Source organism: Streptomyces sp. NPDC002324 (assembly GCF_053593335.1).
The window spans coordinates 1-21,666 of record NZ_JBSFCF010000020.1; the positions used below are offsets into that span (position 1 = coordinate 1).

18 protein-coding genes and 1 tRNA gene are annotated in these 21,666 nt (G+C 72.8%); 8 read left to right on the forward strand and 11 right to left on the reverse strand.

Annotation, left to right across the window (positions count from 1 at the left end; all coding sequences use genetic code 11):
• Positions 1-171: 171 nt before the first annotated feature.
• The 4 genes from mshC to ACWCRJ_RS24640 all read right to left on the reverse strand — a co-directional run bounded on the left by mshC (position 172) and on the right by ACWCRJ_RS24640 (position 3,783).
• Positions 172-1,401 carry a cysteine--1-D-myo-inosityl 2-amino-2-deoxy-alpha-D-glucopyranoside ligase gene (mshC, locus tag ACWCRJ_RS24625; RefSeq protein ID WP_450941311.1) on the reverse strand — a complete coding sequence of 410 codons (1,230 nt, stop codon included), beginning with the start codon at positions 1,399-1,401 and terminating at the stop codon, positions 172-174.
• Positions 1,402-1,582: 181 nt separating this feature from the next.
• The gene (locus ACWCRJ_RS24630; protein ID WP_450941312.1) at positions 1,583-2,446 is read right to left on the reverse strand and encodes an SCO1664 family protein; all 864 of its coding nucleotides are present in this window, start codon (positions 2,444-2,446) and stop codon (positions 1,583-1,585) included.
• Positions 2,410-3,000: a DUF3090 domain-containing protein gene (locus tag ACWCRJ_RS24635; protein WP_037701872.1), complete on the reverse strand. Its 591-nt coding sequence runs from the start codon at positions 2,998-3,000 to the stop codon at positions 2,410-2,412. Before ACWCRJ_RS24635 ends, ACWCRJ_RS24630 begins: the two co-directional genes overlap by 37 nt.
• A 96-nt stretch (positions 3,001-3,096) precedes the next feature.
• Entirely contained in the window at positions 3,097-3,783 is a 687-nt protein-coding gene (locus ACWCRJ_RS24640; RefSeq protein WP_450941313.1) for a histidine phosphatase family protein, read from the reverse strand.
• Between the two features lie 104 nt (positions 3,784-3,887).
• On the opposite strand from ACWCRJ_RS24640, the gene corA reads away from it, so the two are divergent.
• A complete protein-coding gene (corA, locus tag ACWCRJ_RS24645; protein WP_450941314.1) occupies positions 3,888-4,883 on the forward strand; it encodes a magnesium/cobalt transporter CorA in 996 nt (331 codons plus the stop codon).
• Between the two features lie 84 nt (positions 4,884-4,967).
• On the opposite strand, the gene ACWCRJ_RS24650 is transcribed toward corA, so the two are convergent.
• Together ACWCRJ_RS24650 and ACWCRJ_RS24655 are read right to left on the reverse strand one after the other, a co-directional pair.
• Positions 4,968-5,756, reverse strand: coding sequence for a ferritin-like domain-containing protein (locus ACWCRJ_RS24650; RefSeq protein ID WP_450941315.1), 789 nt, complete (start codon positions 5,754-5,756; stop codon positions 4,968-4,970).
• A 282-nt stretch (positions 5,757-6,038) separates the two neighbouring features.
• On the reverse strand, positions 6,039-7,094 hold the full coding sequence (locus ACWCRJ_RS24655) for an LLM class F420-dependent oxidoreductase (protein ID WP_450941316.1): 1,056 nt from the start codon (positions 7,092-7,094) through the stop codon (positions 6,039-6,041).
• Between the two features lie 191 nt (positions 7,095-7,285).
• Here ACWCRJ_RS24655 and ACWCRJ_RS24660 point away from each other — a divergent pair, with 191 nt between their 5' ends.
• The gene (locus ACWCRJ_RS24660; RefSeq protein ID WP_450941317.1) at positions 7,286-8,269 is read left to right on the forward strand and encodes an aldo/keto reductase; all 984 of its coding nucleotides are present in this window, start codon (positions 7,286-7,288) and stop codon (positions 8,267-8,269) included.
• On the forward strand, positions 8,266-10,566 hold the full coding sequence (locus ACWCRJ_RS24665; protein ID WP_450941318.1) for a helix-hairpin-helix domain-containing protein: 2,301 nt from the start codon (positions 8,266-8,268) through the stop codon (positions 10,564-10,566). Before ACWCRJ_RS24660 ends, ACWCRJ_RS24665 begins: the two co-directional genes overlap by 4 nt.
• Positions 10,567-10,656: 90 nt before the next feature.
• Here the strand turns inward: ACWCRJ_RS24665 and ACWCRJ_RS24670 are convergent, their stop codons facing one another.
• Positions 10,657-11,346, reverse strand: a complete 690-nt coding sequence (locus tag ACWCRJ_RS24670; RefSeq protein ID WP_450941319.1) for a hypothetical protein — start codon at positions 11,344-11,346, stop codon at positions 10,657-10,659.
• Positions 11,347-11,394: 48 nt separating this feature from the next.
• Between ACWCRJ_RS24670 and ACWCRJ_RS24675 the strand changes: the two genes are divergently transcribed.
• Positions 11,395-11,583 (forward strand): DUF5703 family protein, encoded by a 189-nt coding sequence (locus ACWCRJ_RS24675; protein WP_005485166.1) that lies wholly within the window; start codon positions 11,395-11,397, stop codon positions 11,581-11,583.
• 70 nt (positions 11,584-11,653) lie between these two features.
• On the opposite strand, the gene ACWCRJ_RS24680 is transcribed toward ACWCRJ_RS24675, so the two are convergent.
• The 3 genes from ACWCRJ_RS24680 to ACWCRJ_RS24690 form a co-directional block, all read right to left on the reverse strand.
• Positions 11,654-12,619 carry a chaplin gene (locus ACWCRJ_RS24680; protein ID WP_450941320.1) on the reverse strand — a complete coding sequence of 322 codons (966 nt, stop codon included), beginning with the start codon at positions 12,617-12,619 and terminating at the stop codon, positions 11,654-11,656.
• 132 nt (positions 12,620-12,751) lie between these two features.
• Entirely contained in the window at positions 12,752-12,985 is a 234-nt protein-coding gene (chpH, locus tag ACWCRJ_RS24685) for a chaplin ChpH (RefSeq protein WP_005485162.1), read from the reverse strand.
• Between the two features lie 147 nt (positions 12,986-13,132).
• Entirely contained in the window at positions 13,133-14,458 is a 1,326-nt protein-coding gene (locus tag ACWCRJ_RS24690; protein WP_450941321.1) for a M20/M25/M40 family metallo-hydrolase, read from the reverse strand.
• A 200-nt stretch (positions 14,459-14,658) separates the two neighbouring features.
• Between ACWCRJ_RS24690 and ACWCRJ_RS24695 the strand changes: the two genes are divergently transcribed.
• The 4 genes from ACWCRJ_RS24695 (at position 14,659) to ACWCRJ_RS24710 (ending at position 20,833) form a co-directional block, all read left to right on the forward strand.
• Positions 14,659-14,743: transfer RNA gene (locus tag ACWCRJ_RS24695), tRNA-Leu, on the forward strand.
• A gap of 282 nt (positions 14,744-15,025) precedes the next feature.
• Positions 15,026-18,901 (forward strand): Pls/PosA family non-ribosomal peptide synthetase, encoded by a 3,876-nt coding sequence (locus ACWCRJ_RS24700; protein WP_450941322.1) that lies wholly within the window; start codon positions 15,026-15,028, stop codon positions 18,899-18,901.
• 77 nt (positions 18,902-18,978) lie between these two features.
• On the forward strand, positions 18,979-20,379 hold the full coding sequence (locus ACWCRJ_RS24705; RefSeq protein WP_450941323.1) for a M1 family metallopeptidase: 1,401 nt from the start codon (positions 18,979-18,981) through the stop codon (positions 20,377-20,379).
• Positions 20,380-20,389: 10 nt separating this feature from the next.
• Positions 20,390-20,833, forward strand: coding sequence for a YchJ family protein (locus ACWCRJ_RS24710; RefSeq protein WP_450941324.1), 444 nt, complete (start codon positions 20,390-20,392; stop codon positions 20,831-20,833).
• A 9-nt stretch (positions 20,834-20,842) separates the two neighbouring features.
• Here the strand turns inward: ACWCRJ_RS24710 and ACWCRJ_RS24715 are convergent, their stop codons facing one another.
• The gene (locus tag ACWCRJ_RS24715) at positions 20,843-21,568 is read right to left on the reverse strand and encodes a FadR/GntR family transcriptional regulator (RefSeq protein WP_450941325.1); all 726 of its coding nucleotides are present in this window, start codon (positions 21,566-21,568) and stop codon (positions 20,843-20,845) included.
• Between the last annotated feature and the right edge of the window lie 98 nt (positions 21,569-21,666).

The window sequence follows — 21,666 nt, forward strand, 5'->3', positions numbered from 1 at the left end:
CCCTCCGGCCTTGGGCCCCCACCGAACCCCACCCGCCCCGCGCGCCCGGGCAACGCGGGGGGCCCCCCCCCCCGGGCCGGCGGCGCCCCCCCTCCACTCTCGTCCCGTGTCTGACGCACGGGACACGGGTGTCGGCTTCGACACCTGTGCAGAGTCGTTACTTCAGGTGGGTCACAGAGCCACGCCGAGCAGCGCGTCCACGGCACGGGACACGATGCCGGGCGCACCCTCGTCCGTACCGCCCCGCTCCTCCTGGAGCGCGGCCCAGCGGTCGACCGCGGTGAGCGCGGTCGGCGCGTCCAGGTCGTGCGCGAGAGCCTCGCGGATCTCCTCGACGAGGGCCTCGGCGGACGGCCCGTCCGGCCGGGAGACGGCGGCGCGCCACCGGCCGAGGCGGTCGACGGCGTACTGGAGCACCTGGTCCGTCCACTCCCAGTCGGCCCGGTAGTGGTGGGCGAGGAGCGCGAGCCGTATCGCGGCCGGGTCGACCCCGTCGCGGCGCAGCCGGGAGACGAAGACCAGGTTGCCCTTGGACTTCGACATCTTCTCGCCGTGCAGCGCCACCATGCCGGCGTGGACGTACGCCTTGGCCATGGGGAACTCGCCGGTCAGGGCCTGCGCGTGCGAGGCGCCCATCTCGTGGTGCGGGAAGGCGAGGTCGGAGCCGCCGCCCTGGACGTCGAAGCCCATGCCCAGGTGGTCGAGGGCGATGGCGACGCACTCGATGTGCCAGCCGGGCCGGCCGCGGCCGAGGGAGCCGCCGTCCCAGCTGGGCTCGCCCTCACGCGCGGCCATCCAGAGCATCGGGTCGAGGGGGTTCTTCTTCCCGGCCCGGTCCGGGTCCCCGCCGCGCTCGGCCGAGAGCAGCCGCATCGTGGCGGCGTCCAGGCGCGAGACCTTGCCGAAGTCGGGGTCGGCCTCGACGGAGAAGTAGATGTCCCCTTCGAGTTCGTACGCGGCACCGGAGTCGAGGAGCCGCTCGACGAGCGGAACGATTCCGGGGATGGCCTCGACCGCGCCGATGTAGTGGCGCGGCGGGAGCATCCGCAGGGCGGTCATGTCCTCGCGGAAGAGGGCGGTCTCCTTCTCGGCGAGGGCCACCCAGTCGATGGCGTCGCGCGCGGCCCGCTCCAGCAGGGGGTCGTCGACGTCCGTGACGTTCTGGACGTAGTGAACCTGCCGCTTGGTGTCGAGCCACACGCGCTGGACGAGGTCGAACGCGTTGTAGGTCGCCGCGTGACCCATGTGGGTGGCGTCGTACGGGGTGATACCGCAGACGTAGATACGGGCGACGGGACCGGGGTCAAGGGTGATGAGCCCATCGGTCGCGGTGTCGTGGATCCGAAGGTCGCGGCCCTTGCCGGGCAGGGCGGGGACCTCAGAAGCGGGCCAGGCATGCATGCCACGAGCCTAACCCGATCGTTGCGCGGTCATGCGGGGTCCCTCCGGGGGATCGGCCGGGGCGCCTTCCAGTTCGGGGGTACAGGCTGTCCTGCGGCTGCGCCGGCCGTGGCTGGTCTCGCGGTTCCCCGCGCCCCTGACGGGGCGTACTCCGCGGCAGGGGTGGGCCCCAGCGGTGCCCTCAGACCGGGGGCCAGGGGATCGCCGGCCACTCGCCGCTCGGCTCCGGGTGGCGTCCGCTCCTCAGCAACGCGGCCACCCGCTCCCGTGTGGCATCCAGCTCGGCCGGTGTGATCAACGCGACCAGCTTCGCGGCCAGCGGTCCGCCCTCGGCCAGTGCGCCCCGCAGCCGGCTCAGCACCTCGACGGCCTCCTCGGTGAGCGGTTCCCCCGCCCACCCCCACAGCAGTGTCCGCAGCTTGTTCTCGACGTTGAAGGTCACCCCGTGGTCGATGCCGTACAACCGCTCCCCGGCGGGCAGAAGATGCCCGCCCTTGCGGTCGGCGTTGTTGACGACCGCGTCGAGCACGGCGAGCCGTCGCAGCCGCCGGTCGTCGGCGTGCACGAGGAGCGCGGTCTCGCCGTTCCCGACCTCCGCGAAGCCGACGGCCTTCCAGCCCTCCCCCGCCTCCTCGCCCTCCACGAGGGCCAGCAGTTCGGAACCGGCCTCGCCCTCGATCCACAGCTGGCACATGCCCTGGCCGTAGGGCCCGTCGCGCAGCACGGTGGGCGGGACCAGCCCCCAGCCGGTCGCCTCGGACACCTCGTACGCGGCGACCTCCCGCTGCGCGAGCGTGCCGTCGGGGAAGTCCCACAGGGGCCGCTCCCCGGCGACGGGCTTGTAGACGCAGGCGGCCTCCCGGCCGTCGTGGGAGACCGTGCAGTACAGCACCGCGTTGGACGCCTCCCGCACCCGCCCCCGCACGGTCAACTCGCCCTCGGCGAGCAGCTCGACCGACGGCAGGTCGGGCGACGACGAGCCGGCGGAGGCAGCGGAGGCGGAGGAGGTCACGCCCCCCGCCGGTATCCGTTCTGGCGCGGACATACGTGTCCCTCCGGATCGAGCGGCAGACTGCACAGCGGGCACGGCGGCCGCCCCGCGTTGACGACGTCGAGGGCACGCTTGGCGAAGGCACGGGCCTGGGAACCGGTGAGGCGGACCCGGAGCATCGGCGGGCCGTTCTCCTCGTCCTGGAGCATCCGCTCCTCCGCCTCGGCCAGGTCCTCCTCGGAGTCGGCGTCCAGCTCGACCAGGGCCTGGGCCTCGACGATCATCCGCTCCTCGTCGCCGTCCCAGGCCAGCGCCATGGTGCCGACCCGGAACTCCTCCTCGACGGGGGCCTCCAGCGGCGCCGTGTCCGACACCTCGGTGGGGGCGACGGCCGGCACCGCGGCGCTTCCGCCGCTGCGCCGCACGACCTCGTCGAGCAGCTCGTCCATGCGCTCGGCGAGCGCGGCGACCTGGGTCTTCTCCAGGGCGACACTGGTGACACGCTGCCCGGAGGAGGCCTGCAGGAAGAAGGTCCGGCGCCCGGGCAGCCCGACCGTACCGGCCACGAAGCGGTCCGGGGGGTCGTAGAGGAACACCTGACGGGACACGTCCTGTCTCCATTGGAATCGACGTCGGGACCGGTCGCGCCGGCTGCTGACTGGTTCAGCGCCGCCGCGACCGCTTCACCCTACTGCGGTTGACGATCACGGTGCCCCCGCACCGCCCCCGACGGTCGCGTCACCGCTCGGGGGCTGCTCGCGCGGCGCCAGGGACGTGAAGTCCCCGGTGTCGCCGAGACGGACGAGAAACGGCCTGAGTCGGGTGTAACGGATCGCGGTGATGGAACACGGTTCGACAGAGATCCGCTGGAAGAGGTCCAGATGAAGTCCGAGTGCGTCCGCGACGAGCGACTTGATGATGTCGCCGTGCGAGCACATCACATACACGGCGTCGGCCCCGTGCTCGCGCTCCACGCGCGCGTTCCACTCCCGCACCGCCTCGGCGGCCCGGTGCTGCATGGCCCGCATCGACTCGCCGCCCGGGAACTCGGCCGCCGTCGGGTACGTCTGGACGACCTGCATCAGCGGCTCGTCCATCAGTTCGGCGAGCTTGCGGCCGGACCAGTCACCGTAGTGGCACTCACCGATGCGGTCGTCGGTGTGCGGGCTGAGGCCGGGCCGGGCGTCGAGGAGGGGGCGGATCGTCTCCTGGCAGCGCTGGAGCGGACTCGTGACGATCTCGGCGATCGGCAGTCCGTCGAGGCGGCCGGGCAGCGCCGCGGCCTGCGCCGCCCCCCGCTCGTCGAGCGCGATCCCGGGCGTCCACCCGGCGAGCACGCCCTCGGTGTTGGCGGTGGAACGTCCGTGCCGGACAAGGATCAACGTGGGCATGCGTCCCAGCGTAGACGCCCGCCCGACCGCCCCCTCCGGCCCTGTGGACAAAGCCTCCGCGAACGAGACGGCTGTGGACACAGCCCCCGAGAAAGGAACTCCCCGTGATCGTCGACTGTGCCGTCTACCACGACGGGCACCGCACCGAGGGCCCCGAGGACCTCTCCGACGCCCTGGCCGCGGCCCGTGCCTCGGGCGGCTTCGTGTGGATCGGCCTGCACGAGCCGTCGGAGAAGGAGTTCGCCCTGGTCACAGAGGAGTTCGCGCTGCATCCGCTGGCCGTCGAGGACGCGCTGAAGGCGCACCAGCGGCCCAAGCTGGAGGTGTACGACGATTCGCTGTTCATGGTCCTCAAGCCGGTCGGGTACGAGCCCGCCACCGACACGGTGACCACCGGGGAGGTGATGGTCTTCCTCGGCCACGCCTTCGTGGTGACCGTCCGCCACGGCGAGGGCTCGCCCCTGGGCGTCGTCCGCAGCCGGCTGGAGCGGGAGCCCGAACTGCTCGGCAAGGGGCCCACCTCCGTGCTGTACGCGATCACGGACGCCACCGTCGACCACTATCTGGACGTGGCGACCGAACTCCAGACGGACCTGGAGGAGCTGGAGGCGGAGGTCTTCTCGCCCGATGTCGGCGGCTCCCGGAACACCGCCTCCCGGATCTACACCTTCAAGCGTCAGGTCCTGGAGTTCCGCCGGGCGACCGGCCCTCTCGCCGCGCCGCTCAACCGGCTCTCCTCCACCGGCAACGCCGCGGCCGCGGTGCCCTTCGTCGACGAGAAGGCCCAGCCCTTCTTCCGTGACGTCAACGACCACCTCACCCGCGTCAACGAGTCCGTCGAGGGACTGGACCGGCTGGTCTCCGACATCCTCTCCGCGCACCTGGCGCAGATGAGCGTCCGCCAGAACGACGACATGCGGAAGATCTCGGCCTGGGCGGCCATGGCCGCGATCCCGACCATGGCCGCCGGTGTCTACGGCATGAACTTCGAGCACATGCCGGAACTGCACTGGACGTGGTCGTATCCGGCACTGATGGCGCTGATGGTCGTGACGGAGGTGCTGGTGTTCCGCCTCTTCAAGCGCCGGGGCTGGCTGTAGACCTCCCCGTGTCGCCGAGGACCGCCTCGCGCACGCGCGCGTGGGCCCGAGAACCGGCTCCACGCGCGCGTGCGGGTCGTGGCTTCAGGCGAACTCCGGGGCCGCCGTGGCCGGGCCGCCCAGGGCGTCGCGGCGGGTCGGCATCTCCAGGGTGACCATGCGGCGCCAGCCGAGGGCCCGCTCGTACGCGTACACCGCGCGGATGCCCGCGGCGAGGACGGCCGCCTTGGCCTTCGGCCAGCCCAGGATGCGCCCCATGCGGTCCATCACGGCGAGGCTGACGTCCCGGTAGACGGCGATCTCGGCGAGGGCGCACTCACGCAGGGTCCGCTGGATGAAGCGCCCGTGTCCGGCGGCCGCGTAGCGCAGCAGTTCCTCGTGGGTGTAGGCGAGGTGGTTGTCCTCGTCGTCGGAGATCATCCGCACGGCCCTGCCGATCTCGGGGTGACTGCCGAAGTGCTTGCGGAGCATCACCATCTGGTCGGCGGCCCGCTGTTCGGTGACCCGGCTGTGGCACAGGTAGACGATGACGTCCCGCACCGAGAGGGCCTCGTCGGCGTTGAGCTTCTCGTGCGCGAGACCGATCCCGCCCCGCTCCAGGAGCATGGTGTAGTCGGTGTCGGCCGGGACCTCCACGGGCTGGAGGCCGCGTTTCCTCATGAGGGCGTTGAAGATGCGCCCGTGCTTGTCCTCGTCGGCGCCATGGCGGGTGATCTTGGGTGCGAGCGCCCGCTCGCTCGGCGGGACCAGCGCGGCGATGCGCGCGTTCTCCCAGCCGCCCTGGGTCTCCCCGCCGGCGGCGATGGAGCAGAACAGCCGGAACGACTCGTCGTTGTCGACGATCTCCTGGAACAGACTCTTGGCCGAAAGCATCGAAGGACACCTCTCTGCAGGGGCCTGGCAGGGTCCTGCAGAAAACGAGTCAAATGGGGTACCGGGAGCCGGGCAACAGCTGTGTCGGACAAATGCGCCGAACGAATGACGCCGGGGCGGCGATGGGGCGTAACCGAGCGGGGTGATGCCGCGTTGTCCCGGGTGCCGGCCGTGGCGGGGAAGACCCCCGAGCCCCCACCACGGCCGTAGTGCTTGCCGACCGGACCGCCGGGGCCGACTCCCGCCGGTTCCCGGCTCTCGTCGGCCGCTGCGCCGTTCGGGTTACGCGAGACCGGCCAGCTCCATGGCCTGCGAGCCGGCCCGCAGCGAGGCGATCCGCTCGTCGAGGGTGAAGCCCGCCGGCGCGAGCGTGAGGGTGGTGACCCCGGCCGCGGCGTAGGCCGTCATCCGGTCGGCGATGCGTTCCACGGAGCCGAGCAGCGTCGTCTGGTCGATCAGCTCGTGCGGGATGGCGGCCGCGGCCCCGGTCTTGTCGCCGGCCAGGTACTTGTCCTGGATCTCGACGGCCTCCTTCTCGTACCCCATGCGCCGGGCGAGCTGGTTGTAGAAGTTCTGCTTGCGGCTGCCCATGCCGCCCACGTACAGCGCGGTGTAGGGGCGGAAGGTGTCGGCGAGCGTCGTCACGTCCTTGTCGTCGCCGACGGCCAGCGGCACGGTCGGGCAGATGTCGAAGCCGTCGAGGGTCTTGCCGGCCTTCTCCCGTCCCGCCCGCAGGTACGTGACGGCCGTGTCCTCCAGGTGCGCCGCCGAGGGGAAGATCAGCAGGGCGCCGTCGGCGATCTCGCCGGTCTGCTCCAGGTTCTTCGGGCCGATCGCGGCGATGTACAGCGGGATGTGCTCGCGGGTGGGGTGCACGGTCAGCTTCAGCGGCTTGCCGGGGCCGCCGGGAAGGGGCAGCGTCCAGTGCTCGCCGTCGTGCGACAGGCGCTCGCGGGTCATCGCCTTGCGGACGATCTCGACGTACTCGCGGGTGCGGGCGAGCGGCTTGTCGAACTTGACGCCGTACCAGCCCTCGGAGACCTGCGGTCCCGAGACGCCGAGGCCGAGCCGGAAGCGGCCGCCGGACAGCGAGTCCAGCGTCGCGGCGGTCATCGCGGTCATCGCGGGCTGGCGGGCCGGGATCTGGAAGATGGCAGAGCCCACGTCGATGCGTTCGGTCTTGGCGGCGACCCAGCTGAGCACGGTGGCGGCGTCCGAGCCGTACGCCTCCGCCGCCCAGCACACCGCGTAACCCAGCCGGTCGGCCTCCTGGGCCACGGCCAGGTTGTCCCCGTCCATTCCGGCGCCCCAGTAGCCGAGGTTGATCCCGAGCTTCATATAGACCAGCCTTCCCCTTACCGATCAGTAACGTCTTTGTCGCGCCGACCCTACCGGGCCGCCGCCCTCCCGAGCCCGCGAGGCGGGGGTTCGGTGGGACCGGAAAGGGGCGGGCCCAGGGCCTCCGCCTCCGGAAATCGGTTGTCCACAGGCCCCCACGTGGGGAACTCCGGCCAGTAATGTCGCCGTTCATGGAGCAGAGGCATCTCGGCCGTACCGGCCTGCGTGTGTCCCGGATCGGGCTCGGCACCCTGACATGGGGCCGCGACACGGACGAGCACGACGCCGCGGACATGTTGAAGCTGTTCTGGGAGGCGGGCGGCACCCTGGTCGACACCGCCGACGTGTACGGGGACGGCGAGGCGGAGTACCTGCTGGGTCAGTTGATGGACGGGCTGGTGCCCCGCCGCGACCTCGTCATCTCCACGAAGGCCGGCAGCGTCCCGGACCCCGACCGCCGCTTCGACGGCTCGCGCGGCCATCTTCTCGCCGCCCTCGACGCCTCCCTCGCCCGTCTCGGCACCGACTACGTCGACGTCTGGCACATCCACGCCTACGACCCCGAAACCCCGCTGGACGAAACGCTCCAGGCCCTCGACCTGGCCGTCAGCAGCGGCCGGGCCCGTTACGCCGGGGTCTCCAACTTCTGCGGCTGGCAGCTCGCGAAGGCCGCCACCTGGCAGCTCGCGGCCCCCGGCATACGCACGCGCCTGGCCAGTACGCAGTTGGAGTACTCCCTGCTGCAGCGCGGCGTCGAGCGTGAGGTGCTGCCCGCCGCACTGGACCTGGGCATCGGCCTGCTCCCGTCCTCCCCCCTGGGCCGGGGGGTGCTGACCGCCAAGTACCGCCACATCACGCCTCCGGACTCACGGGGCGGCTCGGAGCACATGGCCCCGTTCGTCGCGCCCTACCTCGACGACACGGCGACCAGCATCGTGGACGCGGTGCAGACGGCCGCGGACGGCCTCGCGGTGACCCCGATCCAGGTGGCCCTCGCCTGGGTCCGCGACCGGCCCGGCGTGGCCGCGCCCATCGTCGGCGCGCGCAACGCGCTGCAGCTCACGGGGGCACTGTCAGTGGAGAGCCTTAGTCTTCCTGACGAGATCTGCCGGGCTCTCGACGACGTGTCGGCGCCCGTGCACCGCTATCCCGATCACGACTGGAGCACGCTGTGAGCACGGAGCCCGCGACCACGGAGCCGGACGAGCCGGGGGGACGGGGCGACGGGACGCCCGCCGACGGCACCGACGCGCCCGGCGGCACGTCCGACGACCGGGACGCCGCGGTCACGGCGACGCCGCAGGAGGGGGACGACGGCTCCGGCGACGGCGAGGGCGAGGGCGAGGGCGAGGGTTCCGCCGAGGCCGTGGCCGGCGACGGTGGCGAAGCCACACCCGAAAATTCCGAGGCGCAGGCCGAGTTGGCGGCCCAGCGGCTGGAGCGGGAGCGGATCGAGCGACGCAAGGCGGAGAAGAAGGCGCCGATCACGAGCGGGGCCAAGCTCAGTGGGTCGGCCGCCGATCTGCTGGCCGCCGTACGGGCGGTGGAGGGCGGGCAGAAGCCCACGGCCACCGCCTTCGCCGAGCCCGCCCCAGCTCCGCGCCGGCCGGCGCCGGAGCCCGTGCGGCGACCGGAGCCGATGGCGTCCTCGGGGGGTGCGCCGGCTCCTTCGGGCGAGACCGTCGAGGACGTGCGCGCGGTGCTGGCCGCGGGCGGTGCCCCCGAAGCGCTGGCGGCGCCGGTCGCCGAGGCACTCGGCGAGGGCGCCGGCGCTCGACTGCGCGAGGACCCCTGGCAGTTGCTGCGGGTCGCGGGGGTGCGGCCGGAGCAGGCCGACGGTTTCGCGCGGGCGCTGCTCGGCGCCGAGTGCGGCCCGGACGACGAGCGGCGGGGCCGGGCGGTCACCGTGTGGCTGCTGGAGCAGGCGGCCGTCGCCGGGCACACGGCGCTGGAGGCCCCGGCGCTGGCCGCCGCGCTCGCCCGGTGTTCCGTGCCCGACCCCGACGAGGCCGTCCAGAGCACGGTCGCCGAGGGCGAGGCCCTGGTCTTCCAGGACGCCCTCGACGACACCCCGGCAGCGGCCCGGTCCGCGGCCCCGGCCGACGACGCCGAGGGCGACGAGGCTGATCAGGAGCGCCCGGTGCGTGTCCTCATCGGTCTGGAGCGGTACGCCCTCGCCGAGGAGAGCCTCGCCGACGGACTCGCCCGCGTCATGAACTCCCTGGCCAAGGAGGACACGGCGGACTGGGCCTCGGCGGCGGACTCGGCACCGCGGTCGGCGGCGGAGCTGATCCGCGCCGTCGCCGGACACGGGCTGGTGCTCCACACCGGCGGCGAGGCGGCCCGCGCGGAACCGGCGGCCCTGGTCGCGGCCGCCCGGGCACTCGGACTGAAGGCGTACGCGGCGACACACAGCGCGGACGGAAGGCGGCGCCTCGCCTCCGCCCCGGCCGACGGCGAGGGAGCGGCCGTCGAGGGATCGGCCGGGGCCGAGGGAGTCGAGCCCGCCGCCGTGACGACCCTGGCCGGGCTGCTGTCCGGCGCCGAGGGCCCCGGCCGGGACCGGGACGGCGCCCTCGACCTCGACCTGCTCGCGGTGCTGGACGCGCCCCAGCTGGACGTCGAGACCGCCGCGCTGCTCGCCGAGTCGCTGCCCGACGGGGCCCGGCTGGTGCTCAGCGGCGACCCGGGGGTGCTGTGGTCCGCCGGGCCTGGCCGGGTCTTCGCGGATCTGCTCGCCGCCCGTGCCTGCCCGCAGGTCGCCTCGCGGACACCCGACCCCGGGCCCGTCGGCGAGCTGGTCTCGGGGATCGGGATCGGGGAGCTGAACCAGGTCGACGCGCCCGGCAAGGAGGTGGTGATCGTGCCGGTGCGGGACGCGGGCGAGGCGGTGCACAGGACCGCGCAGCTGGTCGTGGACTCGGTACCGAGGGCGTTCGGGATCCCCGCCGAGCAGGTGCAGGTGATCACTCCCGGGCATGGTGGGGCGGCCGGCACGCGCGCGCTCAACACCGCGCTCAAGGAGCGGCTGAACCCGGGGCCGGGCCGCTTCGGCGGGTTCGACCCGGGCGACCGCGTGGCGTACTCCCCCGCTCCGGGCCGTTCGACGCCGGGCCGGGTGGTGCGGGCCGACGCCGAGGGGCTGCATCTGGAGTGCGCGGGCATCGCCGTCGTCGTGCCGAAGGAGCGGGTCGAGCAGAGCGTGCGGCACGGGTGGGCGCTCACCGCGCACCAGGCCGTGGGGCACCGGTGGCCGGCCGCGGTCGTGGTGCTGCCGGGTGACGCGGCGCAGGCGCTGAGCCGGCCCTGGGTCTACACGGCCTTCGGTCGCGCCGAGCGGCATCTGTCGGTGGTGCACGGCGTGGAGCAGGCCCTGCCCCGCGCGGTAGCCGAGGTACCGGCGAAGCCGCGCACGACCCGGCTCCCGGCGCTGCTGAAGGCCCAGGTGCCGGCGGCCGATCGACCGCGCTGACGATGAGGGGCGGGCCGGGACCTGGGCGGGTGCGCGCGCCTGCGCCCGCCTGCCCCGAGCCACCGGGCGCTCGACGGCGGGAGCCCCGCGTCAGCGATCGGCGTCCAGCGGTTCCAGCTCCTCGTCGTCCCCGAGATCCGGTTCCAGCGCGAGGTCGTCGTCCAGGTCGTCGTCGTCCGGCTCGTCGTCGAAGACCGCGCTGACGTCGAAGCGGCAGACGACCCTCTGCGGATCGACCCCTTCGAAGGGCGCCTCCAGCCACTCACCGGGCTCGGCGGTGTCGTCCGCGGCGGTCACCCAGAGCGTGGAGTCGCCCTCCTCCAGGCCGAACTCCTTGTGCCGGGAGGCGATCTCGTCCGGCTCGAACTCGCCGAACAGCAGACCCAGCGCACCGTGCACCGTGCTCGCCGGACCGTCGGAGCCGGGTGGCTCCTCCGCCGCCTCCACCCGCTGGGCCTGGGCCAGCAGCCGCTGCGGCTCGGCCACCGTGTAGTCCCGGCGGATCATCACGCTGAGCGCGCCGGGTTCCCCGGGGCCGGTGTACGGCGGCATGTCCTCGGTGCCGGGGATCTCGAAGGGAGTGACCTCGTCGTAGCGGTCGTAGAGCAGTTCGTCGTACTCCTCGGCGGCCGCGGCCAGCTCGTTGAACGCCTCGTAGACGGCCGGGTCGTCCTCCCCCGACCGGCGTTCGACCGCGGCCAGGTGGCGGTCGAGCGCGGTCTTGACCGCCTCGGCGGCGGCGCGTACCTCGGCAGCGGTGGGCTGCGCAGCATCAGACATAGTGCAGACGCTATCCGTACCGGGCCCCAGCCCGCACAATAGATACCGATGCCGGAATACGAATTTGTCGACGTGTACGTACCGCGCGGGGTTTCCCGCAAGGACGCCACACGTCTGCTGACGGACCATGCCGAGTACGGACACTGGGAGTTGGACCGACTGAGCCTGCTGCGTGACGGCAGCCGCAGGGTGCGGTTGCGCCGACGGATCATCCGCCAGGTTCGCGCCACGTGGTGAGCGGGCGGAGCGAGACGGAGCGGGCCCCGCTGGTGCGGGGCCCGCTCCGTCCGCCGCCGGCCGGGTCGGGTTACAGAGCGGCCGCCCGCGCCTTGCGGTAGATCAGGGCGCCCCCGATCAGTGCGCCCGCGCCCACCGGGAGGACGAGCCCCAGCGGCAGGTCGCCGCCGGTCTGGGCGAGCTGCGCGGCACCGTCGGGCTGGGTGACGGTCTGCGTGCCCGGGTGGTTGGTGTCACCGCCGGGGACCTCGCCACCGGGCTTGCCCGGTCCGCCCGGCTTGCCCGGTGTCTGCGGGGACGCCTCCTCGGAGTCGCCCGGCGGGTTCTGGTGGCCACCGCCCGGGTTCTCGTGCGCCCCTCCGCCGCCCGAGTTCCCGCAGTCGTTGCCCGTGACCCCGTTGCCGATACCGATCACGCCGATGTTGTTGCCGCACAGGTTGACCGGCACGTCGATGGGCACCTGCACGCTGTTGCCGGAGCCCACGCCCGGCGAGCCGCCGGTGTGACCGTCCGCGTGGGAGCCGCCGTGGGACGAACCGGGACCGCCGTGGCCGTGGTCGCCGTAACCGCCGCCGCCACCGCCGTTCGAGCAGTCGTTGCCGGTGGCCGGGTTGCCGATGCCGACCACGTCGACGCTGTTGCCGCACACGTTGACCGGGATGTGCACCGGAGCCTGGACGTGGTTGCCGGAGGCCACGCCCGGCGAGTCACCGGTGTGACCGCCGGCCTGGGAGCCGCCGTACGACGAACCGTGACCGCCGCCGCCCTGGCCGCCGCGTGCGTGGTTGCCGCCTCCGCCGTTGGAACACTTGTTGCCCGCGGCCGGGTTGAGCAGTCCGACCACGCTCACCGTGTTGCCGCAGACGTTGACCTCGGCCTCCACCGGCGCCTGCACGGTGTTGCCGGAGAGCACACCGGGCGAGTGGGTGGCGGAGCCCTGCGCACCGGCGTCGGCGTGCGCGGCACCGCCCGCCGCGGCGAGCACACCGGACGCGGCCGCCACCGTCATGAGGCCTTTGCGGGTGACCTGTCGCATTGCTGAATTACCTGCCTTAGCCCTATGTTCTGATCTTTTACACCTTGCCGGGATACCGGACGGCCCCGGAGTGCATGGCGCGCACTCCGGGGCCGACGGTTATTTCAGACCCTCACGTGGTGAGGCACAACGTCACTTGTTGATGCAGGTGTTGCCGAAGGCGGGGTTCAGCAGCCCGATCACCGAGATCGTGTTGCCGCACACGTTCACGGGGACGTGAACCGGCACCTGGACGACGTTGCCGGACGCGACACCCGGGGAGCCGATCGCGGCACCCTGGGCCCCGGCGTCGGCAACGGCCAGACCCGCGCCCGCGAGAACCAGACCACCGGTGGCTGCCGCAGCGGCGACGACCTTCTTGAGCATTATTCCTCCTTGTAGGCAAAGCGACCCCAAGTAGCGAGTCACATCACCTGTAACGAGGAAGGTCTATTGGAGCTACGAGCTTATGGTCCGATTCACTCGACCCGGTCGGTCTTCGTACGCGCTGCCGAATAACGCGCCCCGTTCACGTCAGGACGCGTCGATGAAACGGTCGAGGACGCGCACCCCGAACTTCAGGCCGTCCACCGGCACCCTCTCGTCGACACCGTGGAACATGCCCGCGAAGTCCAGCTCCGGCGGCAGCTTCAGCGGCGCGAAGCCGAAGCCCCGGATGCCGAGGTCGTCGAAGGACTTGGCGTCCGTACCGCCGGAGAGCATGTAGGGCACGGCCTGCGCGGCCGGGTCCTCGGCGAGCAGCGCCGACTGCATGGCGTCGACGATCGCCCCGTCGAAGGACGTCTCCAGCGCCTTGTCGGAGTGCACGTCCTCGCGCCGCACGTTCGGGCCGAGAATCTTGTCCAGGTCGGCGAGGAACTCCTCCTCGAATCCGGGCAGGAACCGCCCGTCGACGTGCGCGGTGGCCTCGCCCGGGATGACGTTGACCTTGTAGCCGGCGCCGAGCTGGGTGGGGTTGGCGGTGTTGCGCAGGGTCGCGCCGATCAGCTTGGCGATGCCGCCGAGCCTGGCGAGGGTGCCCTCCATGTCCTCCGGGTCGAGTTCGGTGCCGAGCGCGTCGCCGAGTTCGTCGAGGAAGGCCCGGGTGGTCTTGGTGACCCGTACCGGGAACTGGTGGCGGCCGAGCCGCGCGACGGCCTCCGACAGCTCGGTGATGGCGTTGTCCCGGTGGATCATCGAACCGTGCCCGGCCGTGCCGGCCACGGTGAGCTTCATCCAGTGCATGCCCTTCTCGGCCGTCTGGATCAGATAGAGCCGTCGCCGCTCGTTCACGGTGAACGAGAACCCGCCGACCTCGCTGATCGCCTCGGTGACGCCCTCGAAGAGGTCGGCGTGGTTCTTGACGAGGTGCTTCGCCCCGTAGGTGCCGCCCGCCTCCTCGTCCGCGAGGAAGGCGAGCACGATGTCGCGCGGGGGCTTGCGGCCGCTGCGCAGCCGGTCGCGGACGACCGCCAGGGTCATCGCGTCCATGTCCTTCATGTCGACGGCGCCCCGGCCCCAGACACAGCCGTCCGCGACCTCGCCGGAGAACGGGTGGTGGGTCCAGTCCGCGGCGTTGGCCGGAACGACGTCGGTGTGGCCGTGGATGAGCAGCGCGGGCCGCGAGGGGTCCTCGCCCTCGATCCGGGCCACCGTCGACGCGCGGCCCGGGTGCGACTCGAAGATCTGCGGCTCCAGCCCCACCTCGGCCAGCTTCTCGGCGACGTACTCGGCGGCCTTGCGCTCTCCCGGGCCCGAGTGGTCGCCGAAGTTGCTGGTGTCGATCCGGATCAGCTCGCGGCAGAGGTCGACGACCTCGTCCTCGCCGGTCACGTGCCTGCCCGTGTCCGTCTCGTTCACGCTGGTTCCTCCCGCTGTCGCTGCTGGTGGTTCCCCCTCATCCTCCTCCTGCCCCACCACTCGCCCCAAGACCGGGACCGGCCGGGTCACACGCCGTTCACACCCGGCCGCCCCCGGGTACGGGGGTGATCGGGGGCCCCGGAAAGCCTGGTAATGTTTCCTTCGTCGCCACGGGGGGAACCCCGCGCGACAGACACCTTGTCCGGGTGGCGGAATGGCAGACGCGCTAGCTTGAGGTGCTAGTGCCCTTTATCGGGCGTGGGGGTTCAAGTCCCCCCTCGGACACACAGGGGCGAAGGCCGCGACCATCAGGTCGCGGCCTTCGCGCGTTAGGCTGGCCAGATGTGGGCGACATCTCCTCCCACCGGAAAAACCCCAGGTCACGGCCCACCCACGCACCCCGCCGGGTCGCCTGGCGGACGCCCCCGCTTGGCCGCCACGACAGGCCGTAGTCACCCGAGCACTAGAGTATTGGGCTTGTTCGGTGCCGATACGGAAATATCCCCAGGCAGACCTGCGGGCCCGTCGGCGCCCCCGGATGGTCCGGGTTCGAGAGGCGAGGATCCGATGGCCGCCGTGTACGAGAGTCCCGACCTGACGTTGCTCGACGGGGAGCTGGCGGAGGGAGCCGGAGGATTCGGCGGAGCGGCGCTCTTCTCGGCCGGCCCGGCGGCCTCCCCGCGCACCCTCGTGGACGTCTTCGAGGCGTCCGTGCGGTCCTACCCGGACGAGCCGGCGCTGGACGACGGGAAGCGGCGTCTGAGCTACCGTGCGCTGGCGGTCGAGGTGGAGCACCTGCGGCAGCGTCTGGGAGCGGCCGGGGTCGGGCTCGGTGACCGGGTCGGGGTGCGGGTGCCGTCGGGCACGAACGACCTGTACGTCGCGATCCTCGCGGTGCTCGCGGCCGGGGCCGCCTACGTGCCCGTCGACGCCGAGGACCCCGACGAGCGGGCCGAGCTGGTGTTCGGCGAGGCGGAGGTGCGGGCCGTCGTCGGGGCCGGGCACGAGCTGACCGTGACCGGCGCGTCCGACTCCCCCGCCGCCCGGCCCGGGGTCGAGCACGACGCGTGGATCATCTTCACCTCCGGGTCGACCGGCAAGCCCAAGGGCGTGGCCGTGAGCCATCGCAGCGCCGCCGCGTTCGTGGACGCCGAGGCGGCGCTGTTCCTGGCCGAGGAGCCGATCGGGCCCGGGGACCGGGTGATGGCCGGGCTGTCCGTGGCCTTCGACGCGTCCTGCGAGGAGATGTGGCTGGCCTGGCGGTACGGGGCCTGTCTGGTGCCGGTGCCGCGCTCGCAGGTCAGGAGCGGTGCCGATCTGGGGCCGTGGCTGGTCGAGCAGGAGATCACGGTCGTCTCCACCGTGCCGACCCTGGCCGCGCTGTGGGAGTCCGAGACACTGAACGACGTACGCCTGCTGATCTTCGGCGGTGAGGCCTGCCCGCCGGAGCTGGCGCAGCGGCTGGTGACGGAGGGCCGCGAGGTCTGGAACACCTACGGGCCGACCGAGGCCACCGTCGTCGCCTGCGCCTCGCTGATGTCCGGCGAGGAGCCGATCCGGATCGGGCTGCCGCTCGACGGATGGGAACTGGCCGTCGTCGACGAGGCCGGGGAGCCCGTGCCGATGGGCGGCAGCGGGCAGCTCGTGATCGGTGGCGTGGGGCTCGCGCGGTATCTCGACGCCGAGAAGGACGCGGAGAAGTACGCGCCGCTCGCGTCGCTGGGCTGGGAGCGCGCCTATCGCAGCGGCGACCTGGTGAAGGCCGAACCGGAGGGGCTGGTCTTCCTCGGGCGGGCGGACGAGCAGATCAAGCTCGGCGGGCGGCGGATCGAGCTGGGCGAGGTCGACGCCGCGCTCCAGGCGCTGCCCGGCGTCGCGGGCGCCGCGGCGGCCGTACGGACCGCGCGGAGCGGGAACCAGCTGCTGGTCGGCTATGTGGTCACCCAGGACGGGTGGGACCAGGGGGCGGCCGTGGAGAAGCTGCGGGCGGAGCTGCCGGCCGCGTTGGTGCCGCTGTTGGCGCCGGTGGCGGAGCTGCCGACCCGGACGTCGGGGAAGGTGGACCGCGACGCCCTGCCGTGGCCGCTCGCGGAGCTGGAGGGCGCCGGGCCGGCCGAGGACCTGTACGGGACCGAGGCGTGGCTCGCCGAGCAGTGGACGCAGGTGCTGGGCATCCCGGTCGGCGGCGCGGGCGACGACTTCTTCGCGATCGGCGGTGGCAGCCTGGCCGCCGCGCAGCTGACGACCCGGTTGCGGACCCGGTACCCGAGCGTCGCCGTGGTGGACATCTACCAGCGGCCGACTTTGCGGAAACTGGCCCGGTATCTGGAGGCGTCGGGCGAGGAGGAGGGTCCGCGCCGGGCGGTGGAGCCCGTGCCCGTGCGGGCGCGGCTCGTCCAGCTCCTGCTGCTCGTGCCGCTGTTCACGCTCCTCGGGCTGCGGTGGGTCGTCCCGCTGACCGCGCTCGGGAACCTGCTCGGGCCGTACGCCTGGCTGCCGACCGCGCCCTGGTGGGCCGTGGCGGTGGGGGCGGTGCTGTTGTACACCCCGCCGGGGCGGCTGGCGGTCGCGGCGGGCGGGGCGCGGCTGCTGCTGCGCGGGGTGGCGCCCGGGCGGTACGCGCGCGGCGGGAGCGTGCACCTGCGGCTGTGGGCGGCCGAGCGGCTGGCCGAGTTCAGCGGGGCGACCTCGCTGACGGGGGTGTGGCTGGAGCGGTACGCGCGGGCGCTGGGTGCCAGGGTCGGGACCGATGTCGACCTGCACGCGCTGCCGCCGGTGACCGGGCTGCTGAAGCTCGGGCGGGGTGCGGCCGTGGAGTCCGAGGTGGATCTCTCCGGGTACTGGCTCGACGGGGACCGGCTGGAGATCGGGGCCGTCAAGGTGGGTGCCGGAGCGGTCGTCGGGACGCGGAGCATGCTGCTGCCGGGGGCCAGGGTCGGCAAGCGGGCCGAGGTGGCGCCGGGGTCGGCGGTGGCCGGGCAGGTCCCCACCGGGCAGCGCTGGGCCGGCGCGCCGGCGGTGAAGCTGGGCAAGGCGAAGCGGAACTGGCCCAAGGAGCGGCCGCAGCGGGGCCTGTTCTGGCGGGTGTCGTACGGCGTGACGGGGTTCGGGCTGACGGCGCTGCCGGTGCTCTCCGGGGTCGCCGCGCTGGCCGTGCTGGGTCTGTTCGTGGCGCCGGACGCGGGGCTCGGCGCGGCGCTGCGGGGCGGGGCGCTGGGGCTGGTGCCGGCCACGCTCGCGTTCGGGGCGGCGTACGCGCTGCTGCTGCTCGTGGCCGTGCGGCTGCTGAGCCTCGGTCTGCGGGAGGGCACGCATCCCACGCACAGCCGGGTCGGGTGGCAGGCGTGGACGGTCACGCAGCTCATGGACCGGTCGCGGCAGACGCTGTTCCCGCTGTACGCGGGGCTGGTGACGCCGGTGTGGCTGCGGCTGCTGGGGATGCGGATCGGCAAGGGCGCCGAGGTGTCCACCGTCCTGGCGCTGCCGAGTCTGACGACGGTCGGCGACGGGGCGTTCCTCGCGGACGACACGTTGACCGCGCCGTACGAGCTGGGTGGCGGGTGGCTGCGGATCGGGCGGGCGGAGATCGGGCGGCGGGCGTTCCTCGGGAACTCCGGGATGACCGCGCCGGGACGGTCCGTGCCGGACGGCGGTCTGGTGGGTGTGCTGTCGGCGACGCCGAAGAAGGCCAAGAAGGGCAGCTCGTATCTGGGGCTGCCGCCGGTCAGGCTGCCCCGGTCGGCCGCGGACGGTGACCAGAGCCTGACGTACGAGCCGCCCGCGCGGCTGCTGTGGGCGCGGGCGCTGGTGGAGCTGTGCCGGATCGTGCCGGTGTTCTGCTCGGCGGGTCTCGCGCTGCTGACGGTGGCGGCGCTGAGCGCGCTGGGCGGCTGGGCGTGGCCGCTGGGCGGGGTCGTGCTGCTGGCGGCCGGGGCCCTCGGATGTGTGCTCTCGGTCCTCGCGAAGTGGCTGCTCGTGGGGCGGCACCGCACCGGTGAGCATCCGTTGTGGAGCGGTTTCGTGTGGCGCAACGAGCTGGCGGACACTTTCGTGGAGGTGCTGGCCGTGCCGTGGCTGGCCGGGTCGGTGCCGGGCACGCCGGTGCTGAACGTATGGCTGCGCGGGCTCGGGGCGACCATCGGCAGGGGGGTGTGGGTGGAGAGTTACTGGCTACCCGAGACCGACCTCGTCACGCTCGGCGACGGGGCGACGGTGAACCGGGGGTGTGTGCTCCAGACCCACCTCTTCCACGACCGGATCTTGCGGACGGATACTGTTGAGCTCCGTGAGGGCGCCACTCTGGGCCCGGGCGGAATCGTCCTGCCCGGCAGCGTGGTCGGGGCCCGCACCACGCTGGGGCCGGCGTCGCTGGTCATGGCCGCGGAGTCCGTTCCCGACGACACCCGGTGGCTGGGCAACCCGATCGAGGCATGGCGCCGCTGAGTGCGGCTCGTGCGGCGTCGGGAGACTCGGGAGACGATGGACGTCGTACGAATGCGGAGCGGGGAGCAGAAGCGGCAGTGGCGGTTCAGCAGTCAGTGGGTCCGGACCCGTACTTCCCGGCGAACGGTGATTCCCGTTACCGGGTGCATCGGTACGAGCTGGCTGTGGACTACCGGCCGGGGCCGAACCGGCTGTCGGGCACGGCGCGGCTCAACGCCATAGCGGGCCGGTCCGCGCTCGCCGAGTTCCAGCTGAACCTCGCCGACTTCAAGATCGGCCGGGTACGGGTGGACGGCCGGGCGCCGCACTACACGCACCGGGGCGGCCGGCTGCGTCTGAGGCCCGCCAAGCCGATCCGGCCGGGGGCCGCGTTCACGGTCGAGGTCCACTGGTCGGGCAATCCCAAGCCGGTGAACAGCCCCTGGGGCGGGCTCGGTTGGGAGGAGCTGACGGACGGGGCGCTGGTGGCGAGCCAGCCGGTCGGGGCGCCGTCCTGGTATCCGTGCAACGACCGGCCCGCCGACAAGGCCTCGTACCAGATCTCGGTCACGACGCCGTCCGCCTACCAGGTGGTGGCGGGCGGGCGGCTGCTCACCCGGACGGCGAAGGCGTCCACGACGACGTGGGTGTACGAGCAGTCGGCTCCGACGTCGAGCTATCTGGTCGGCCTGTCGATCGGCCGGTACCAGACGGTGCTGCTCGGCGACCCGAGGCCCGGCGGGGTGCCGCAGCACGGGCACATCCCGGCCCAGCTCCTCACGGAGTTCTCGCGGGACTTCGCGCGGCAGCCCGCCATGATGGAGCTGTTCGAGGAGCTGTTCGGGCCCTACCCGTTCGGGGAGTACGCGGTCGTGGTGACCGAGGAGGAGCTCGATGTCCCGGTCGAGGCACAGGGGTTGTCGCTGTTCGGCGCCAACCACGTGGACGGGGCCCGGGGTTCGGAGCGGCTGGTCGCGCACGAGCTGGCGCACCAGTGGTTCGGCAACAGTGTGTCCATCGCCGACTGGCGGCACATCTGGCTGAACGAGGGGTTCGCCAAGTACGCGGAGTGGTTGTGGTCGGAGCGCTCCGGCGGGCGTACGGCGCATCAACTGGCGCGTGCGGCGCACCAGAAGCTCGCCGCGCTCCCCCAGGATCTGCGGCTGGCGGACCCGGGCCGCAAGCTGATGTTCGACGACCGGCTCTACGAGCGCGGCGGTCTCACCGTCCACGCGGTGCGCTGCGCGCTCGGCGACGACGCGTTCTTCCGGATGCTGCGCGGCTGGGCGACCGTCCATCGCGGTGGCGCGGTCACGACGGCCGGGTTCGTCGCACACGTCGGCCGGTACGCGGACGGACCACTGGACTCGCTGTTCCGGGCGTGGCTCCAGGAACCGGCACTGCCGCCCCTGCCGTCTCCGCCGCCCTCTCCGTCCGCCCGGAGCCCCGAGGTCCCGGCGCGGCCGCAGTATCCGCCGACGAACGCGGGGCCGGCGTAGGGCGGGCACAATGGCTGCCATGTCGTCGCGCCGCAGTGGTTCCAGGGCCGGTTCGAAGAGTGCCGCACGGGTCCCTTCGCCGGTCCCCCGCACCTGCCCCTGTGGGCTGCCCGCGGCGTACGAGGCCTGTTGCGGGCGGTATCACTCCGGCGGCGCGGCCGCTCCGACCGCCGAGGCGCTGATGCGGTCGCGGTACAGCGCGTTCGTCGTGCGGGACGGGGCGTACCTGCTGCGCAGCTGGCATCCCCGGACGCGGCCCACCGGGGTCGACTTCGACACGACCATGCGCTGGACCGGTCTGGAGATTCTGGGCACCCAGGACGGCTCGGCCTTCCACACCACCGGCACGGTGACCTTCCGCGCCTCGTTCCGGGGTGGCTCGATGCACGAGCGGAGCCGGTTCGAGCGGGTGGACGGGGCCTGGATGTATGTGGACGGGGAGTTCCCGGAGTAGGCCCCTGGGTCAACCGGCGGCCGGAGAACGGCCGTTGGGTGCCAGGATGTCGAGTTCCTGGAGGGCGCCCGCGGTGATCTCCCGGGTGAGCCGCTCGGCTCGGGGGGCGTCGTGTTCGCGGATGGCCTCGGCGACCTGGACGTGGAGGGTGACGGCCGCCGGGTCGGGGTCGTGGAACATGACGGCGTGATGGGTGCGGCCGGCGAGGACCTCCTCGACGACGTCGCCGAGGCGGGCGAACATCTCGTTGCCGGAGGCGTCCAGGATCAGGCGGTGGAAGGCCACGTCGTGATGGAGGTAGCCCTCCAGCTTGTGGCCGCGTGAGTGGGCGACCATGCCGATGGCGCACTCGGTGATCGCGGCGCACTGCTCGTCCGTGGCGTGGCGCGCGGCGAGGCCCGCGGCGATCGGTTCGACGGCGCCGCGCAGCACGGTCAGCGAGCGCAGCTGGCGGGGGCGGTCCGCGCCGGCCAGGCGCCAGCGGATGACCTGCGGGTCGTAGACGTTCCACTCGGCGGACGGGCGGACGATCACGCCGACCCGGCGGCGGGACTCGACCAGGTGCATGGACTCCAGGACGCGGACCGCCTCCCGCATCACCGAGCGGGACACCTCGAAGGCCTGGGCGAGTTCGTCCGTGCGCAGCACGCTCCCGGGCGGGTACTCGCCCGCTGTGATCGCCGGTCCGAGGGTGTCCAGTACTCGGCCGTGCAGCCCCCGGCCCGGTGTGGTCATGGGGATCAGGGTACGAGGAGGGGAGCGCGGAGAAAAAGTCAGACTTATTTGGGTCGAGGACTTGAATTCGTCGTACCTAATGGGCTTCAGTGTCGTCG

Excerpts from the sequence above, each read along its gene's own strand:
- mshC (WP_450941311.1), bottom strand. The coding sequence starts at position 1,401 with ATGCATGCCTGGCCCGCTTCTGAGGTCCCCGCCCTGCCCGGCAAGGGC.
- ACWCRJ_RS24630 (WP_450941312.1), bottom strand. The coding sequence starts at position 2,446 with ATGTCCGCGCCAGAACGGATACCGGCGGGGGGCGTGACCTCCTCCGCC.
- ACWCRJ_RS24640 (WP_450941313.1), bottom strand. The coding sequence starts at position 3,783 with ATGCCCACGTTGATCCTTGTCCGGCACGGACGTTCCACCGCCAACACC.
- ACWCRJ_RS24650 (WP_450941315.1), bottom strand. The coding sequence starts at position 5,756 with ATGCTTTCGGCCAAGAGTCTGTTCCAGGAGATCGTCGACAACGACGAG.
- ACWCRJ_RS24655 (WP_450941316.1), bottom strand. The coding sequence starts at position 7,094 with ATGAAGCTCGGGATCAACCTCGGCTACTGGGGCGCCGGAATGGACGGG.
- ACWCRJ_RS24660 (WP_450941317.1), top strand. The coding sequence starts at position 7,286 with ATGGAGCAGAGGCATCTCGGCCGTACCGGCCTGCGTGTGTCCCGGATC.
- ACWCRJ_RS24670 (WP_450941319.1), bottom strand. The coding sequence starts at position 11,346 with ATGTCTGATGCTGCGCAGCCCACCGCTGCCGAGGTACGCGCCGCCGCC.
- ACWCRJ_RS24675 (WP_005485166.1), top strand. The coding sequence starts at position 11,395 with ATGCCGGAATACGAATTTGTCGACGTGTACGTACCGCGCGGGGTTTCC.
- ACWCRJ_RS24680 (WP_450941320.1), bottom strand. The coding sequence starts at position 12,619 with ATGCGACAGGTCACCCGCAAAGGCCTCATGACGGTGGCGGCCGCGTCC.
- chpH (WP_005485162.1), bottom strand. The coding sequence starts at position 12,985 with ATGCTCAAGAAGGTCGTCGCCGCTGCGGCAGCCACCGGTGGTCTGGTT.
- ACWCRJ_RS24700 (WP_450941322.1), top strand. The coding sequence starts at position 15,026 with ATGGCCGCCGTGTACGAGAGTCCCGACCTGACGTTGCTCGACGGGGAG.
- ACWCRJ_RS24710 (WP_450941324.1), top strand. The coding sequence starts at position 20,390 with ATGGCTGCCATGTCGTCGCGCCGCAGTGGTTCCAGGGCCGGTTCGAAG.
- ACWCRJ_RS24715 (WP_450941325.1), bottom strand. The coding sequence starts at position 21,568 with ATGACCACACCGGGCCGGGGGCTGCACGGCCGAGTACTGGACACCCTC.